Source organism: Pseudomonas trutticola BRTCR10, from assembly GCF_056155105.1.
In genome coordinates, this window is sequence record NZ_CM149552.1 from 4,457,873 (window position 1) to 4,475,083 (window position 17,211).

The 17,211-nt window shown below is 57.2% G+C and carries 12 protein-coding genes, 2 tRNA genes, 2 rRNA genes and 1 pseudogene; 7 read left to right on the forward strand and 10 right to left on the reverse strand.

The window, feature by feature from the left end; translation table 11 throughout:
* Positions 1-196: 196 nt before the first annotated feature.
* Positions 197-1,606, forward strand: a complete 1,410-nt coding sequence (locus ACVVH8_RS20180) for an MATE family efflux transporter (RefSeq protein ID WP_475225913.1) — start codon at positions 197-199, stop codon at positions 1,604-1,606.
* 61 nt (positions 1,607-1,667) lie between these two features.
* On the opposite strand, the gene tusA is transcribed toward ACVVH8_RS20180, so the two are convergent.
* On the reverse strand, positions 1,668-1,919 hold the full coding sequence (gene tusA, locus ACVVH8_RS20185) for a sulfurtransferase TusA (RefSeq protein WP_103305056.1): 252 nt from the start codon (positions 1,917-1,919) through the stop codon (positions 1,668-1,670).
* Positions 1,920-2,114: 195 nt separating this feature from the next.
* A complete protein-coding gene (gene rlmM, locus ACVVH8_RS20190; RefSeq protein WP_475225916.1) occupies positions 2,115-3,188 on the reverse strand; it encodes a 23S rRNA (cytidine(2498)-2'-O)-methyltransferase RlmM in 1,074 nt (357 codons plus the stop codon).
* A 222-nt stretch (positions 3,189-3,410) separates the two neighbouring features.
* On the opposite strand from rlmM, the gene acnA reads away from it, so the two are divergent.
* Complete coding sequence (gene acnA, locus ACVVH8_RS20195; protein ID WP_475225918.1) at positions 3,411-6,152, forward strand: aconitate hydratase AcnA; 2,742 nt, start codon at positions 3,411-3,413, stop codon at positions 6,150-6,152.
* 403 nt (positions 6,153-6,555) lie between these two features.
* On the opposite strand, the gene ACVVH8_RS20200 is transcribed toward acnA, so the two are convergent.
* Together ACVVH8_RS20200 and ACVVH8_RS20205 are read right to left on the reverse strand one after the other, a co-directional pair.
* Entirely contained in the window at positions 6,556-7,356 is an 801-nt protein-coding gene (locus ACVVH8_RS20200) for an aminoglycoside phosphotransferase family protein (RefSeq protein ID WP_475225921.1), read from the reverse strand.
* Between the two features lie 7 nt (positions 7,357-7,363).
* Positions 7,364-7,852 (reverse strand): SRPBCC family protein, encoded by a 489-nt coding sequence (locus ACVVH8_RS20205; protein WP_103305052.1) that lies wholly within the window; start codon positions 7,850-7,852, stop codon positions 7,364-7,366.
* Positions 7,853-8,048: 196 nt separating this feature from the next.
* Between ACVVH8_RS20205 and ACVVH8_RS20210 the strand changes: the two genes are divergently transcribed.
* Positions 8,049-8,969, forward strand: a complete 921-nt coding sequence (locus ACVVH8_RS20210) for an ADP-ribosylglycohydrolase family protein (protein WP_475225924.1) — start codon at positions 8,049-8,051, stop codon at positions 8,967-8,969.
* 55 nt (positions 8,970-9,024) lie between these two features.
* A complete protein-coding gene (locus ACVVH8_RS20215) occupies positions 9,025-9,429 on the forward strand; it encodes a lysozyme inhibitor LprI family protein (protein WP_475225926.1) in 405 nt (134 codons plus the stop codon).
* Between the two features lie 146 nt (positions 9,430-9,575).
* Here ACVVH8_RS20215 and ACVVH8_RS20220 read toward each other — a convergent pair.
* Positions 9,576-9,743 (reverse strand): annotated as a pseudogene (locus ACVVH8_RS20220) (quinohemoprotein amine dehydrogenase subunit beta); the annotation flags it as partial.
* A gap of 107 nt (positions 9,744-9,850) precedes the next feature.
* Between ACVVH8_RS20220 and ACVVH8_RS20225 the strand changes: the two are divergent.
* From ACVVH8_RS20225 to ACVVH8_RS20235, 3 genes are all read left to right on the forward strand, one after another.
* Positions 9,851-10,456 carry a hypothetical protein gene (locus ACVVH8_RS20225; RefSeq protein ID WP_103305049.1) on the forward strand — a complete coding sequence of 202 codons (606 nt, stop codon included), beginning with the start codon at positions 9,851-9,853 and terminating at the stop codon, positions 10,454-10,456.
* 9 nt (positions 10,457-10,465) lie between these two features.
* Positions 10,466-10,672 (forward strand): helix-turn-helix domain-containing protein, encoded by a 207-nt coding sequence (locus ACVVH8_RS20230; protein ID WP_003226632.1) that lies wholly within the window; start codon positions 10,466-10,468, stop codon positions 10,670-10,672.
* Between the two features lie 85 nt (positions 10,673-10,757).
* Positions 10,758-11,429 carry a hypothetical protein gene (locus tag ACVVH8_RS20235; protein ID WP_213026152.1) on the forward strand — a complete coding sequence of 224 codons (672 nt, stop codon included), beginning with the start codon at positions 10,758-10,760 and terminating at the stop codon, positions 11,427-11,429.
* A gap of 54 nt (positions 11,430-11,483) precedes the next feature.
* Here the strand turns inward: ACVVH8_RS20235 and mrdA are convergent, their stop codons facing one another.
* From mrdA to ACVVH8_RS20260, 5 genes are all read right to left on the reverse strand, one after another.
* Positions 11,484-13,376 carry a penicillin-binding protein 2 gene (gene mrdA / locus ACVVH8_RS20240; RefSeq protein WP_103305047.1) on the reverse strand — a complete coding sequence of 631 codons (1,893 nt, stop codon included), beginning with the start codon at positions 13,374-13,376 and terminating at the stop codon, positions 11,484-11,486.
* Between the two features lie 223 nt (positions 13,377-13,599).
* Positions 13,600-13,715: ribosomal RNA gene (gene rrf / locus ACVVH8_RS20245) — 5S ribosomal RNA — on the reverse strand.
* 155 nt (positions 13,716-13,870) lie between these two features.
* Positions 13,871-16,764: ribosomal RNA gene (locus tag ACVVH8_RS20250) — 23S ribosomal RNA — on the reverse strand.
* A gap of 247 nt (positions 16,765-17,011) precedes the next feature.
* Positions 17,012-17,087 (reverse strand) — tRNA-Ala (locus ACVVH8_RS20255).
* Positions 17,088-17,117: 30 nt separating this feature from the next.
* A tRNA-Ile gene (locus ACVVH8_RS20260) sits at positions 17,118-17,194 on the reverse strand.
* Between the last annotated feature and the right edge of the window lie 17 nt (positions 17,195-17,211).

Sequence of the window (17,211 nt, forward strand, 5' to 3'; positions counted from 1 at the left end):
TCGGCAGTTTAGGTGCAGATCGGTCGCCGAGCCAGCGGGCTTTGATTGCAGGCGCAAGAACAGCACTGCCCCTGTGGCGAGGGAGCAATCGCCTTCCAGTAGATTACAAATCCGCAACAGAGGATTTTTCCTGACCAAAGCGTCAGCGGCGTAGAATGCGGCGCCTTGCGCATCAACCTCTGTGGACGCTTTGCCTGTGAATTCTGTAACTGACCAACCTGTCGCCGTCTCCCTGACCCGCCCCGCGCGGATTCGTCTGGAGTTCAAGAACCTGCTCGCCCTGGCCTTGCCGATCATCATCGCGCAACTGGCGACCACGGCCATGGGCTTCGTCGATGCGGTAATGGCCGGGCGCGTCGGGCCAAAAGATCTGGCGGCCGTGGCTCTTGGCAACTCGATCTGGGTGCCGGTGTTTCTGCTGATGACCGGCACCCTGTTGGCAACCACGCCGAAAGTCGCTCAGCGCTTCGGCGCTGGCACCCACAGCGAGATCGGCCCGATTGTCCGTCAAGCGTTGTGGCTGGCGCTGGTGGTCGGCCTGATCGCCACGGCGATGCTGGTCGCCGCCGAGCCGGTGCTGCACCTGATGAAGGTTGATCCGGAGCTGATCGGCCCGTGCATGCAATACCTGCATGGCATCGCCAGCGGTCTGCCGGCGGTAGCGTTCTATCACGTCCTGCGCTGCACCAGTGACGGCATCGGTCGTACCCGCCCGGCAATGGTATTGGGCCTGTGCGGTCTGGCGCTGAACATACCGCTGAACTACGTCTTCATTTATGGTCACTTCGGTGTGCCGGCCATGGGCGGCGTCGGCTGCGGCTGGGCCACAGCCATCGTGATGTGGGTGATGGCGCTGGGTCTGGCCGGTTATGAGCGCTGGGCACCGGCCTACCGTTCGAGCGAAATTTTCAGCCGTTTCGACTGGCCGCAATGGGCGGTGATCAAGCGTCTGCTGGCCATCGGCCTGCCAATCGGCATCGCCGTGTTTGCCGAGTCGAGCATTTTTGCCGTGATCGCCCTGCTGATCGGCAGCCTCGGCGCCACCGTCGTGGCTGGGCACCAGATTGCGCTGAACGTCAGTTCGCTGGTGTTCATGATTCCGTACTCGTTGGGCATGGCCGTGACTGTGCGCGTCGGTCAGGCACTGGGCCGTGAGGAACCGCGTGAAGCGCGTTTTGCCGCTGGCGTCGGCATGGGCACCGCGCTGGCCTACGCCTGCCTGTCGGCGAGCATGATGTTGCTGCTGCGCGAACAGATTGCGGCCATCTACACCGCTGACCCGACAGTGATTCACATCGCGGCGATGCTGATCGTGTACTCGGCGCTGTTCCAGTTTTCCGATGCGATTCAGGTCACCGCGGCTGGCGCCCTGCGCGGTTATCAGGACACCCGCGTGACGATGATCCTGACTCTGTTCGCCTACTGGGGCATTGGCTTGCCGGTGGGTTATGCCCTCGGTCTGACCGACTGGCTCGGCGAGCCTCGGGGCCCGAGCGGTTTGTGGCAGGGTTTGATTGTCGGCTTGAGCTGCGCGGCGCTGATGCTGTCGATACGTTTGACGCGCAGTGCGCGCAAGCGCATTCGGATCAGCCGTTCGATGGGCTGAATACTCAAAAAGGCACCCATAAAAAAAGACCTGCACATGCAGGTCTTTTTTTTGCCCGGACTCAATCGGATTTCTTGCGAATCCAGTACAGATAAGTCCCGGCCTCTTCGTGCTGGCCGACCAGTTCATGGTCGAGAAACACGCAGAACTTGGGAATGTCGCGACGGGTCGAGGGATCGGTGGCGATCACCTTGAGCAGGCCGCCGGGCACCAGGTCACGGATGTGCTGGTGCAGCATCATCACCGGCTCCGGGCAATTGAGGCCGGTGGCGTCGAGGGTGCCGTCGACCGGCGTGTCGATCATTTCACTCATGATTCACTCCTGAAACTGGCCGGCATTGTCGCGCATTGCCGGGTTTGTGGCGAGGGAGCTTGCTCCCGCTCGGCGGCGTAGCCGTCGCAAAATCTGTTGGCCCGGTGTGCCTGAAGGAACAACGGCGCCGAATTCGGGGCCGCTTCGCAGCCCAGCGGGAGCAAGCTCCCTCGCCACAAAAGCAGTTCACTTCAATCAGCGGGATTTGGCTTTCTTGGTGTCGTGCCGGCGCAGATGGCAGGTCACTTCCTCGCGATCGTGATACAGCTGTTTGCAGCCGATATCGACCTTGATCCCACGAGCCTTGAAACCATCGGCGATGCGCTCGAGCAAGCGCTTCACCTCGGCATAACGCTGCTTCATCGGCAGTTTCAGGTTGACCACCGCCTCGCGGCAATGCCCTTCGCCGATCCACTCTTCGAGCATCGAGGCGTTACGCGCCGGTTTCTCGACGATGTCGCAGACCATCCAGTCCACCGGTTGCTTGGGCTTGAAGGTGAAACCGTCAGCCATCAAGTGCTGCACGAGCCCGGTGTCCATCAGGCTTTCAGCCATCGGGCCGTTGTCGATGGCGGTTACCAGCATGCCGCGGTTAACCAGTTGCCAGGTCCAGCCGCCCGGCGCTGCACCGAGATCAACCCCGGTCATGTCGCTGTGCAGGCGATCTTCCCACTGATCACGCGGAATAAAGTGGTGCCAGGCCTCTTCCAGCTTCAGCGTCGAACGGCTCGGCGCTTCACGGGGAAACTTCAGGCGCGGAATGCCCATCGGCCACATCGCCGAGTTACCGGCATCGGCCATGCCGAGAAACACTTCACGACCACTTTTGAAGGTCAGCAACAGACGCGGCTTGCTAGCGTCATCCACCAGTTTTCCGGCAGCGGTCAGGGCCTTGCGCAGCGGGCCTTCGAATTTCTTGCAGAAGTTCGACAGTTCCTTGCCGTCATTGGTGTCGACGACTTCCAGCCACAGGCTGCCGCACACAGGGAAATCGGCCATGTTTGCGAGGATCACGCTGATGCGATCGTTCTCTGGCAAATCGATGAAGACGCCACGCGCCCATTGGCGCGGAAAGATCAGTTCGGCGAAACGCTGACCGCGCATCAGGCGCTCGGCACCGTCTTCTTCGGTGCAGACAAACTCGGCGTACGCCGAAGCGGCTTTGGCCTTGGCGTAACCGGACACGTTGAGTTGCGCGGCGAGGTCGGAAATCTCCGAACAGACTTCGCCTTCGAAGCCTGGCCGGCAATGCATGAATAGGGTGTTCATTCTTACTCCTGGGCAGCGGGCGATCATTCGGCCACTGCGCGATGCTCAAGCGTTGCGTTGCAGCAATGCCTGTCACGAAAACCGGCGCATGATAGCCGATGTCGGAACCTTGGTTCCGCTCATAGAGTCCAGTTATTAGCCAGCTACCTAAAACAGGGCTAGGTTTAAAGCTCTATTCGTCCCCTCAATCCGTAGCCGTGCGGATTCAAAGGAGTGATCGTAATGCCGTCCCTCGATAGTCTGAAGACCCTTAAAACTCTACAAATCGACGACAAGACCTACCACTATTTCAGCTTGCCTGATGCCGCCAAGACCCTTGGCAATATCGACAAGCTGCCGATGTCGCTGAAAGTCCTGCTGGAAAACCTGCTGCGCTGGGAAGATGAAAAAACCGTTACCGGCGCCGACCTCAAGGCCATCGCCGCGTGGCTCAAGGAGCGCCGCTCTGACCGGGAAATCCAGTACCGCCCTGCCCGAGTATTGATGCAGGACTTTACCGGCGTACCGGCCGTGGTCGACCTCGCCGCGATGCGCGCCGCGATGGCCAAGGCCGGCGGCGATCCGCAGCGAATCAATCCGTTGTCGCCTGTCGACCTGGTGATCGACCACTCGGTGATGGTCGACAAATTCGCCACCGCCAGCGCCTTCGAACAGAACGTCGACATCGAAATGCAGCGTAACGGCGAGCGTTACGCCTTTCTGCGCTGGGGCCAAAGTGCTTTCGATAACTTCAGCGTGGTGCCACCGGGCACCGGTATCTGCCACCAGGTCAACCTCGAATACCTCGGCCGCACGGTGTGGACCAAGGATGAAGACGGCCGTACCTACGCCTTCCCCGACACGCTGGTCGGCACCGCCTCCCACACCACCATGATCAACGGTCTCGGCGTCCTCGGCTGGGGTGTCGGCGGCATCGAAGCGGAAGCGGCGATGCTCGGGCAACCGGTGTCGATGCTGATTCCGGAAGTAATCGGCTTCAAACTCACCGGCAAGCTCAAGGAAGGCATCACTGCCACTGACCTGGTGCTGACCGTCACGCAGATGCTGCGCAAGAAAGGCGTGGTCGGCAAATTCGTCGAGTTTTATGGCGACGGCCTCGCCGAACTGCCGCTGGCTGACCGCGCAACCATCGCCAACATGGCCCCGGAATATGGCGCGACGTGCGGCTTCTTCCCGGTCGATGAGGTAACGCTGGATTACCTGCGCTTGTCCGGGCGCCCGGCGCAAGTGGTGAAACTGGTCGAGGCCTACACCAAGGCTCAAGGGCTCTGGCGTCTTCCGGGCCAGGAACCGGTGTTCACCGACAGCCTGGCGCTGGACATGGGCAGCGTCGAAGCCAGTCTGGCCGGGCCGAAACGCCCGCAGGATCGGGTTTCACTGCCTAATGTCGCGCAAGCCTTCAGCGACTTCCTCGATTTGCAATTCAAACCCACCAGCAAAGAAGAAGGTCGCCTGGAAAGCGAAGGGGGCGGCGGCGTGGCGGTGGGCAACGCCGATCTGATCGGCGAAACCGAATACGAATACGAGGGCCATACCTATCGCCTGAAAAACGGCGCCGTGGTCATTGCCGCGATCACCTCTTGCACCAATACGTCCAACCCGAGCGTGATGATGGCCGCCGGGCTCCTGGCGAAAAAAGCCGTGGAGAAAGGCCTGACGCGCAAACCGTGGGTCAAGAGTTCACTGGCGCCGGGCTCGAAAGTGGTCACCGATTACTACAAGGCGGCGGGGCTGACGCAATACCTCGACCAGCTCGGGTTTTCGCTGGTCGGGTATGGCTGCACCACTTGCATCGGCAACTCCGGGCCACTGCCTGAGCCGATCGAGAAAGCCATCCAGAAAGCCGACCTTGCCGTCGCCTCGGTGCTGTCTGGCAACCGCAACTTCGAAGGTCGGGTGCATCCGCTGGTGAAAACCAACTGGCTGGCCTCGCCACCACTAGTGGTGGCCTATGCGCTGGCCGGCACTGTTCGTACCGATATCAGCAGCGAACCGCTGGGTAACGATCAACAGGGCAACCCGGTTTATCTGCGTGACATCTGGCCAAGCAGCCAGGAAATCGCCGACGCGGTGAGTCAGGTCAGCACGGCGATGTTTCACAAGGAATACGCCGAAGTGTTTGCCGGTGATGAGCAGTGGCAGGCCATCGAGGTGCCGCAAGCGGCGACTTACGTGTGGCAGGACGATTCGACTTACATCCAGCATCCGCCGTTCTTCGATGACATAGGCGGCCCGCTGCCTGAGATCAAGGATGTGAAGGGCGCGCGCGTGCTGGCCTTGCTCGGCGACTCGGTGACCACCGACCACATTTCCCCTGCCGGCAATATCAAGGCTGACAGCCCGGCCGGACGTTACCTGCGCGACAAAGGCGTGGAGCCGCGAGACTTCAACTCCTACGGCTCGCGTCGCGGCAACCACGAAGTGATGATGCGCGGCACCTTTGCCAACATTCGAATCCGTAACGAGATGCTCGGCGGTGAAGAAGGTGGCAATACGATCTACATTCCGAGCGGCGAGAAATTGCCGATCTACGACGCGGCCATGCGCTACCAGGCTTCGGGCACACCGCTGGTGGTGATTGCCGGGCAGGAATATGGCACAGGGTCCAGTCGTGACTGGGCGGCTAAAGGCACCAACCTGCTGGGCGTAAAAGCGGTGATTGCCGAGAGCTTCGAGCGCATTCACCGTTCCAACCTGGTGGGCATGGGTGTGTTGCCGTTGCAGTTCAAGCTCGATCAGAACCGCAAGAGTCTGAATCTGACCGGCAAGGAAACCTTCGAAATTCAGGGCCTGACCGGTGTCGAACTGACGCCGAGGATGAACCTGCCCCTGGTGATCACCCGTGAGGACGGACGTCAGGAGAAAATCGAAGTGCTGTGCCGCATCGACACCCTGAACGAGGTGGAGTACTTCAAGTCGGGCGGGATTCTGCATTATGTGTTGCGTCAGCTGATCGGCTCCTAGCGCTTGGATCCCCTGTGGCGAGGGGATTTATCCCCGATGGGCTGCGCAGCAGCCCTGAAAATCGACACCGCGTTCTTGCTGAAAGAGCGCGGTATTAGAAAGTGGGTCGCTTCGCGCCCTAGCGGGAGCAAGCTCCCCTCGCCACAGGTAGTTCGCCCGATAGTCGAGCACTTTTCGACAGGCGAAAAAAAACCCGCCGAAGCGGGTTTTTCCCAAGACCATTATCGACTCCCTGTCGGCAGCGATCCTTGCAATGGTCGATCATCCGTGATCCTGAAGCACTCCCTGTGCTTCAGTTGATGGGTGTAGATTACGCGCTGGATCCAATCGGCAATAGTCGACATAGCTACCATCGCGTGTAAGACATTCGCCATAGCGCCCCTTCCGAAAACCCTTAGCCATGTCAGGTGTTGAGCATGGACGCCGCGATTTGCGCGACTTTCAGCTGCCCTGAGGCCTGTTCCTGCAGGTCATCCTCCAGAAACCATGCGGCAGACAACCCGGCAAACGCCAGCACCCATTGCAGCAGGCGACGACGATCCAGGCTAGCAGCCGCAACAATAACCTCTACCTGCCGGAGAAATCGCTCGGGGTTGCCCGCCGTCGGCAGGTCCGGGTTGCAGATCAGATTGGCGTAGTCAAAACCGCGTTCGCCCCTTACTCGCTTCGGATCAATCGCCAACCAGCCGCGCGGGCCGAAATCGAGGACGTTGTCGTGGTGCATGTCACCGTGCAGCACCACCACTTCCTGCGGATCAGCGAGCAAGGCTTCGGCGGTTTGCAGGCTCAGGGCATAGGGCCCGCCATGCAGTGCGGCAGCCATTCGCAGCGAAACGAACCACGGCCCCAGCTCTACCAGCGGCGGGGGCAACGTGGCGCGCGGGGCATGCAGTCGCGCCAGCGCGGTGCACAGAATGCGGCTGGCCTCATCATCCTGACCATTGAGCGCCATGTGCATCAGCGAACGCTGCCCCATGGCCCGCTCCATCAGCAAGCCATCCTCATGGTGCGCCAACACCCGAGCCGCGCCCTCGCCGTTCCACCAGACCATCAGCCGATTGCCATACTTTTCCTCGGCGTCGTCGGCCAGTTTCAGCATCGCCGGGGTGTCACCCAGACGCACCGGCAACAGCCGGCTGCCGGGCGTGATGATCGGTGGCCCGTCCGGCACCAGTGACCAGCGCTTGAGCCAGGGTTCGAACATTGCGCTGTCAGCCACCTTGACGCTCGCGAGCCTTGGCACTTTCGACGAGGAACTGTTCGAGCCGGCTCAACTGTTCTTCCCAGCCACGGCTGTCCATGTAATACGCCTCTTTCTGGCGGATATCGGGAATGTGCGCGAAGCCTGATTCGGACACTTTCAGCAGCGTGCCACTCTCGAAGTCTTCCAGTTCGAACCTGACCAGGGTGGTCGGCTCCTGGGAATAATCGATCTTCGGGTTGACCGCATACGGATGCCAACGGAACGAGAACAACTGCTGCGGCTCGACCCGTTCGATCAGCACATTCCACAACACATGTTCATAACCCGGATACGTGACCTGCCCTTGCGTCCATTCGCCGGCAATAAAACGCCTGCCCTCCAGCGCCACACCAAACCACTGACCAAATGCCTCGGCATCGACCAATGCACGCCAGACATGTGAACGCGGCACCTTGAGCGTGATTTTGCGTTCGAAACTATTGGGTACTGGTTTCATACGTCACCTCCTGTTCTGAACACTAGGCCTGTATGACCACATGTCCAACCTGAAGTTGTATCAAAGCGGTGCAGCAGGTCATCGCGAGGAAACATCCGGCGGCATCTTGCCTGGGTCAATTGTGCGAATTCGAGGGCAGACCTGCGGATGAAACTGTTACCTTTTCCCGCGATACAGAACCAGACAAGGATGAATCATGCAGCCATCACTCCCCGAGCGTTATCGCGGCGCCCTGCTTGGCCTGGCCTGCGGCGACGCGGTCGGCACCACGGTCGAATTCCAGCCGCGAGGCTCATTTCAGCCGTTATCGGACATGGTCGGAGGTGGCCCATTCCACTTGAAGCCCGGGCAATGGACGGACGACACTTCGATGGCGCTGTGTCTGGCGGAAAGTCTGCTGAACAAGAACGGCTTCGATGCTGCCGACCAGATGGGGCGCTACCTCAACTGGTGGAAATGGGGGTATCTGAGCTCCACCGGCGAATGCTTCGATATCGGCATGACCGTCAGTCACGCGCTGTCGCACTACCAGCAAACCGGCGAGCCCTTTGCCGGCTCGATCGACCCGTACACCGCTGGCAACGGCTCGCTCATGCGATTGGTGCCGGTGGTGCTGTTTTACTTTCCTGATCCCCAACTGATTCAGCGTTTTGCCGCTGACAGCTCACGGACGACCCACGCCGCCCCTGAAGCCATCGAGTGCTGCCAACTTTTCGCCGAGCTGATCGGCAAGGCACTGCAGGGCGCCTCCAAGACAGAATTACGCCATTCATCAGTGTCGGCGTTCACTCAACCGAAAGTCGCGGCGATTGCCCGTGGTGATTACCTCAGCAAATCAGCCAGTGAGATCCGCGGCAGCGGCTATAGCGCGCAATCGCTGGAAGCGGCGTTGTGGTGCTTTCATCACACCGGAAACTTTGCTGAGGCCATCCTGCAAGCGGCGAATCTGGGTGATGACGCCGACACCACCGCTGCGATCGTTGGCCAATTGGCCGGTGCTCATTACGGCGTGCGTGCCATTCCTGCCCACTGGCTGGAGAAGTTGCATGAGGGCGAAGAAATCACTGCGACCGCAGATCGTCTGCTGGAAGCCTCGCGATTACGAGCGCCGGAATAGCCGCGCTTAATCGCTACACTGTTCTGCACTTTCATCCGACACAGCGAGATTGTCCATGTCCCCACGCCTGCTTCTGGCCCTGACGCCTTTTCTGTTTACCCCCATCGCCCACGCCGCCGTCGACTGCGCGAATGCCAGCGATCAGGCAACGATGAACCAGTGCGCCGGGCAGGATTACAAGGCGGCCGACAACGAGTTGAACGCGGTGTACAAGCAAATCAAAGAGCGCTTGAAGGACAATGCCGAGGCCACAAAACTGCTGGTTGATGCGCAGCGGGCGTGGGTCGGATTTCGCGACGCCGAGTGCACGTTTTCGTCATCGGGGGTGACGGGCGGGAGTGTTTATCCGTTGGTTTACAGCAGTTGCCTGACCGGGGTGACCAAGGTGCGGGTTGAGGCGCTGAAGCAGTATTTGAAGTGTGAGGAAGGTGACATGAGTTGCCCGGTACCCGGGGCCTGAATTTTCGTTGAATTCAAAGACCTCATCGCTGGCAAGCCAGCGATGGCATCAGCCTGGACGCCGCAAATTGCCGGATAAAATCTGCGCCGTGGTAATCGCCATCCCCCCTGGCAGCTTGATACTCCCCGTCTGCTTCATCGTCTCGGCGTCACCAGGTCAATGTTGAACAGGTCATACAGGCATTCGGCAGTCGCCGAGTCCTGCTTCTTGTCTATGAATTTCGCCGCAGTGTAGAGCAGTGAAAAATCATCGCGGTAAGTCTGTTGATTCCACTCTGGCGCGCGGTAGTTGGTGCGTTTCAAGTGGCGACCGGGATCAGCACGTCGACCTTGTCGACGGAGTACAATCATAATAATTTATTGCAATTCGATAATTAAACATCGAGAATCAGTTATTTGAACTGACATGGCAAGGAATTTTCATGAGTACTCGCATCGATGGCGCGGCGTTGCAGCGCATGCACTGGGTTGGATTGCTGGCGGCGATTCTCGTCTGGTTTCTGGGCGTCACTGAGGTCGGCGGTAGCGCAACGCTCTGGATGTTCAAAATGGATGAAATGCTCGCGGCCCTGCTCTACGCGTTCGCTGAAGGCTCGCCGCAATTGCTTGATCCGTTTGTCGAAGGCGCGCTGCTCGATCCCGCCACTTGGCTATCGCCACTGGCCACTGCCCTGATCGTCATTTTGGACTTCCTGCCCGTTCTGCTATCGGTCTACGCCTTATGGCTGACCGGTCTGTTTTTCCTGCGCCTGTCGCGTGGTGAAACCTGGACCGATCGCAATATCAGAGTCCTGTGGCGCGTGGGTGTGCTGTGCATCGTTTCTCCGGCAACCTATCCACTCGTAGAAACCTTGCAAGGTTTGGCGCTGTCCATAGACTTGCCTGCGGGAGAGCGCATTTTCAAATTCTCGATCGGCCTGTCTTCCACTTCCGCCTACGAAATTATCAAAGGCGTTTTGCTCTGTTTGTTTTCAATTATCATGCGCGATGCAAAAGTCCTCAGCGATGAGCAAAGTCAATACATATAGAACAATATAATGACCATTATCGTCCGCCTTGACGTTGTCATGGCCACGCAAAAAATTCGCTCCAAAGAGTTAGCCGCTCTACTGGGCATCACCGAAGCTAATCTGTCATTACTGAAAAATGGCAAGGTCAAGGGGGTGAAGATGGCAACCCTGGACAAGCTCTGCGCTGCGCTCGATTGCCAGCCGGGCGATCTGCTGGAATATCAAAAAGACTGAGTCTTCGTTTCTACCTGCGATTAGTTTATTGCGGGTTCCAACCGTTTAATCCTTATTCATTCCTTATTAGCAAGGCGGCTATTGCATGTCCCGTTATTTCTTCTTCGCGCTGTTGTTGCTGACGGCGTTACTCAGCGGCTGCGCCACACAAATAGACGTGGCACTCAACGCAACACCCGATCCGGATTATCAATTCGACCGCAAGGCCACTGTACTGGTGACCTCTGCAGGCGGCAGCGATGAAAACGCACTTAATGCCCGTTACTATCTTCGCGATATGGTCAACGCGCTGAAAGACAGGGGGTTTCTGGAGGTGTATACCGACGCCAGCCTGCCGAGGAACCATGCACCGATCAAAATGACAGTCAGCCTTGATGTTGGCAGTCGACAGGTGACTTACCGCTACACCGCCACTGACTACGGGCAAGTGCCAACCAGTACCTCGACGGTGTGCAAGAACATCAAGAAAAAAGAAGATCGACTGATCTGTACCAGCAAGCCAAATACCACTTATGGCCCTGTTGGAACCTCGGAGCGAACCGGTTACACCACCCTCAGCACCTTCACCGCCACTGCCCGGGATGAAGTGAGCAAGCGCGCGGTCTACCTCCTCCGGGCTTCGTCCTACAACGATGACTGCCAGGCGGCCAAAGTCGAAGCCTTTCTGGTGGAACAAGGCCTGCAGAACCTCGACTTCCACGACCGTGTGCAACGCAACTATACGGTGACGATGCCCGAAGGTTATAGCTGCAAGTAGCCCGATGGCCACTTCCCGGCACAGGCGCAACCTGTGGCGGGAAGCGGTTGCTGGCTAAACGTGCGGATCACCCGGCGCTTTGGTCGGCGCCGCGTATTGCGGCTTGAGATGGCCATCCGGATCGAGCAACCAGGCATCCATGATCTGCCGCACGACGGGGCCGGCCACCCGACCGCCCGCTTCACCATTCTCGATCATCACCGAAATCGCGATCTTCGGATGTTCAGCCGGTGCGAAGCCGACGAACAAGGCGTTGTCGCGGTGGCGCTCAAGCGTTTTCTCGCGGTTGTAGCGCTCACCCTGCTTGATCGCGACGACCTGCGCCGTGCCGCTCTTGCCGGCGATGCGATATTGCGCCCCTGCCGCTGCCGCACGAGCAATGCCACGGGCATCGTGCATCACCATCTGCATACCATGGTTGACCTGCTCCCAGTCGCGCGGATCCTTGAGGAGGATATTTGGCATCGGGTGCTCGTCGACCGGTGCGATGCCATCGACGGTCTTGGCCAGGTGCGGACGGTTCCACACGCCTTTGTTGGCGATCAAGGCAGTGGCCTGTGCCAGTTGCAGCGGTGTCACCTGCATGTAGCCCTGACCGATGCCGAGAATCACTGTCTCGCCCGGGAACCACGCCTGTCGCCGCGTCGCACGCTTCCAGGCCTGGGATGGCATCAGGCCGGGGGATTCTTCGAACATGTCCAGCGAGACCTTTTCGCCAAGGCCGAACATGGCCATGTAGTCATGCAGCCGATCAATGCCCAGTTTGTGCGCCAGGTCGTAGAAGTACGTATCGTTGGAGCGCATGATCGCCGCGTCCATGTCTACCCAGCCATCGCCACTGTGGTTCCAGTTGCGGTACTTGTGATCGAAGTCCGGGAGTTGGTAGTAGCCCGGGTCGAACACTCGGGTCTGCGGCGTGACAACTCCGGCATCGAGCCCGGCAATGGCCACTTCCGGTTTGATCGTCGAGCCCGGTGCGTACAAGCCGCGCAGCACGCGATTGAAGAGTGGCCGGTCGATGGAGTCGCGCAGCGCCGAATATTCCTTGGAACTGATACCGGTGACAAACAGATTCGGGTCAAAACTCGGGTTGCTGACCATTGCCAGCACTTCCCCGGTGGACGGATCGAGCGCCACGACTGAACCACGACGATCACCGAGAGCAGCCTCGGCCGCTTCCTGCAGTTTGACGTCGAGACTCAGGACAATGTTTTTACCCGGCACCGGGTCAGTGTGTTTAAGCACTCGCAACACACGGCCCTGGGCATTGGTTTCCACTTCTTCGTAACCGACGTGACCGTGCAACTGCGCTTCGTAAAAACGCTCGATGCCGGTTTTACCGATGGACTGGGTACCGCGATATTCAACCGAATCGAGCGTCTTGGATTCTTTCTCGTTGATTCGGCCGACATAACCGATTGAATGGGCAAAGTGCGCACCGAGTGGGTAATCGCGGACGAACTGCGGTTCAACATCTAGACCTGGTAGACGAAACTCATTGACCGCTAATACGGCAATCTGCTCCTCGGTCAGTTCATAGAACAGCGTCACCGGCGTGAACGGATGGCGGGACTGTTTCATGGCCTTATCGAAGACTGCGCGATCTTCGGCAGGCAAGTGGAGAAGGTTGATGACCTCGTCCAGTTCCTGATTGACGTCGGTTGCGCGCTCGCGAGTGATGGTCAGATTGTAGCTGGGACGGTTATCGGCCAATAGCACGCCGTTGCGGTCGTAGATCAGTCCGCGTGTCGGCGGGATCGGCAAGACATGTACGCGATTGTTTTCAGAGATGGTCGAGTGGTAGTCGAACTCTACCACTTGCAGGATGTACAACCGCACCACCAGGGCACAGCTGATAGCGAAGACAAACAAGGCGCAGGCGATCAACCGCTTGTTGACCAGACGCGTCTCTTTTTCGTGATCCTTGATCGGGATTGGCTCAGGCATTTCTACAGCAACTCTTTGACATAAATGAGTGCCAATCCATAGGCATGACATCCGTCCGTGAAAAAACGAGCTGCACCATACCAAAAACTGCCCGGTCACTTCAGAACGTTTTTCCCCAATGGCAGCTCTGGTGACGACTGGACCCTCCGGGAATGAGGGAAAAACTTTCCTGCGGGCAAAACAAAACCCCAACTGCTTTCGCAATTGGGGTTTCGGAATTTAATCTTGACGATGACCTACTCTCACATGGGGAAACCCCACACTACCATCGGCGATGCATCGTTTCACTTCTGAGTTCGGGATGGGATCAGGTGGTTCCAACGCTCTATGGTCGTCAAGAAATTCGGGTACTGAGTCGTGACCAGATGGCCTCGCTTCAGCAAATTGGGTATGTGACAGCTGTCGGTGTTTGTGAACATCGAACTTTCGGTTCGTTTCGTCTTCACACACCGCAATCTGGTCTCTTTCGAGTCTACAGATTGCTTGGGTGTTATATGGTCAAGCCTCACGGGCAATTAGTATTGGTTAGCTCAACGCCTCACAGCGCTTACACACCCAACCTATCAACGTCGTAGTCTTCGACGGCCCTTCAGGGAACTCAAGGTTCCAGTGAGATCTCATCTTGAGGCAAGTTTCCCGCTTAGATGCTTTCAGCGGTTATCTTTCCCGAACATAGCTACCCGGCAATGCCACTGGCGTGACAACCGGAACACCAGAGGTTCGTCCACTCCGGTCCTCTCGTACTAGGAGCAGCCCCTCTCAAATCTCAAACGTCCACGGCAGATAGGGACCGAACTGTCTCACGACGTTCTAAACCCAGCTCGCGTACCACTTTAAATGGCGAACAGCCATACCCTTGGGACCGGCTTCAGCCCCAGGATGTGATGAGCCGACATCGAGGTGCCAAACACCGCCGTCGATATGAACTCTTGGGCGGTATCAGCCTGTTATCCCCGGAGTACCTTTTATCCGTTGAGCGATGGCCCTTCCATACAGAACCACCGGATCACTAAGACCTACTTTCGTACCTGCTCGACGTGTCTGTCTCGCAGTCAAGCGCGCTTTTGCCTTTATACTCTACGACCGATTTCCGACCGGTCTGAGCGCACCTTCGTACTCCTCCGTTACTCTTTAGGAGGAGACCGCCCCAGTCAAACTACCCACCATACACTGTCCTCGATCCGGATAACGGACCTGAGTTAGAACCTCAAAGTTGCCAGGGTGGTATTTCAAGGATGGCTCCACGCGAACTGGCGTCCACGCTTCAAAGCCTCCCACCTATCCTACACAAGCAAATTCAAAGTCCAGTGCAAAGCTATAGTAAAGGTTCACGGGGTCTTTCCGTCTAGCCGCGGATACACTGCATCTTCACAGCGATTTCAATTTCACTGAGTCTCGGGTGGAGACAGCGCCGCCATCGTTACGCCATTCGTGCAGGTCGGAACTTACCCGACAAGGAATTTCGCTACCTTAGGACCGTTATAGTTACGGCCGCCGTTTACCGGGGCTTCGATCAAGAGCTTCGCGTTAGCTAACCCCATCAATTAACCTTCCGGCACCGGGCAGGCGTCACACCCTATACGTCCACTTTCGTGTTTGCAGAGTGCTGTGTTTTTAATAAACAGTCGCAGCGGCCTGGTATCTTCGACCGGCATGAGCTTACGGAGCAAGTCCTTCACCCTCACCGGCGCACCTTCTCCCGAAGTTACGGTGCCATTTTGCCTAGTTCCTTCACCCGAGTTCTCTCAAGCGCCTTGGTATTCTCTACCCAACCACCTGTGTCGGTTTGGGGTACGGTTCCTGGTTACCTGAAGCTTAGAAGCTTTTCTTGGAAGCATGGCATCAACCACTTCGTCATCTAAAAGATAACTCGTCATCAGCTCTCGGCCTTAAGATCCCGGATTTACCTAAGATCTCAGCCTACCACCTTAAACTTGGACAACCAACGCCAAGCTGGCCTAGCCTTCTCCGTCCCTCCATCGCAATAACCAGAAGTACAGGAATATTAACCTGTTTTCCATCGACTACGCTTTTCAGCCTCGCCTTAGGGACCGACTAACCCTGCGTCGATTAACGTTGCGCAGGAAACCTTGGTCTTTCGGCGTGGGTGTTTTTCACACCCATTGTCGTTACTCATGTCAGCATTCGCACTTCTGATACCTCCAGCAAGCTTCTCAACTCACCTTCACAGGCTTACAGAACGCTCCTCTACCGCATCATCCGAAGATGATACCCGTAGCTTCGGTGTATGGTTTGAGCCCCGTTACATCTTCCGCGCAGGCCGACTCGACTAGTGAGCTATTACGCTTTCTTTAAAGGGTGGCTGCTTCTAAGCCAACCTCCTAGCTGTCTAAGCCTTCCCACATCGTTTCCCACTTAACCATAACTTTGGGACCTTAGCTGACGGTCTGGGTTGTTTCCCTTTTCACGACGGACGTTAGCACCCGCCGTGTGTCTCCCATGCTCGGCACTTGTAGGTATTCGGAGTTTGCATCGGTTTGGTAAGTCGGGATGACCCCCTAGCCGAAACAGTGCTCTACCCCCTACAGTGATACATGAGGCGCTACCTAAATAGCTTTCGAGGAGAACCAGCTATCTCCGAGCTTGATTAGCCTTTCACTCCGATCCACAGGTCATCCGCTAACTTTTCAACGGTAGTCGGTTCGGTCCTCCAGTTAGTGTTACCCAACCTTCAACCTGCCCATGGATAGATCGCCCGGTTTCGGGTCTATTCCCAGCGACTAGACGCCCTATTAAGACTCGCTTTCGCTACGCCTCCCCTATTCGGTTAAGCTCGCCACTGAAAATAAGTCGCTGACCCATTATACAAAAGGTACGCAGTCACAGAACAAAGTCTGCTCCCACTGCTTGTACGCATACGGTTTCAGGATCTATTTCACTCCCCTCTCCGGGGTTCTTTTCGCCTTTCCCTCACGGTACTAGTTCACTATCGGTCAGTCAGTAGTATTTAGCCTTGGAGGATGGTCCCCCCATATTCAGACAAAGTTTCTCGTGCTCCGTCCTACTCGATTTCATGACCAAGAGATTTTCGCGTACAGGGCTATCACCCACTATGGCCGCACTTTCCAGAGCGTTCCGCTAATCTCAAAGCCACTTAAGGGCTAGTCCCCGTTCGCTCGCCACTACTAAGGGAATCTCGGTTGATTTCTTTTCCTCAGGGTACTTAGATGTTTCAGTTCCCCTGGTTCGCCTCTTGCACCTATGTATTCAGTACAAGATAACCATCTTATGATGGCTGGGTTCCCCCATTCAGACATCTCCGGATCAAAGTCTGTTTGCCGACTCCCCGAAGCTTTTCGCAGGCTACCACGTCTTTCATCGCCTCTGACTGCCAAGGCATCCACCGTATGCGCTTCTTCACTTGACCATATAACCCCAAGCAATCTGGTTATACTGTGAAGACGACATTCGCCGAAAATTCGAATTTCTCAACTAAGAGAACTCACAAATTTTACCTTAGCCTGATCCGTTACCAGTGAAAGTAACGTTCAGTCTATCTTTCTATCACATACCCAAATTTTTAAAGAACGAACTAGTCAAAGACTAGAAATCAACATTCATCATCTCAACGATGGAATGCTCATTTCTAAGCTTTCAAACTTCAGAAGCAGTAGTGGTGGAGCCAAGCGGGATCGAACCGCTGACCTCCTGCGTGCAAGGCAGGCGCTCTCCCAGCTGAGCTATGGCCCCGTATTTCTACAGGCGTTTCCCACACAAAATTGGTGGGTCTGGGCAGATTCGAACTGCCGACCTCACCCTTATCAGGGGTGCGCTCTAACCAACTGAGCTACAGACCCAATTTCGGGCTGCTTCT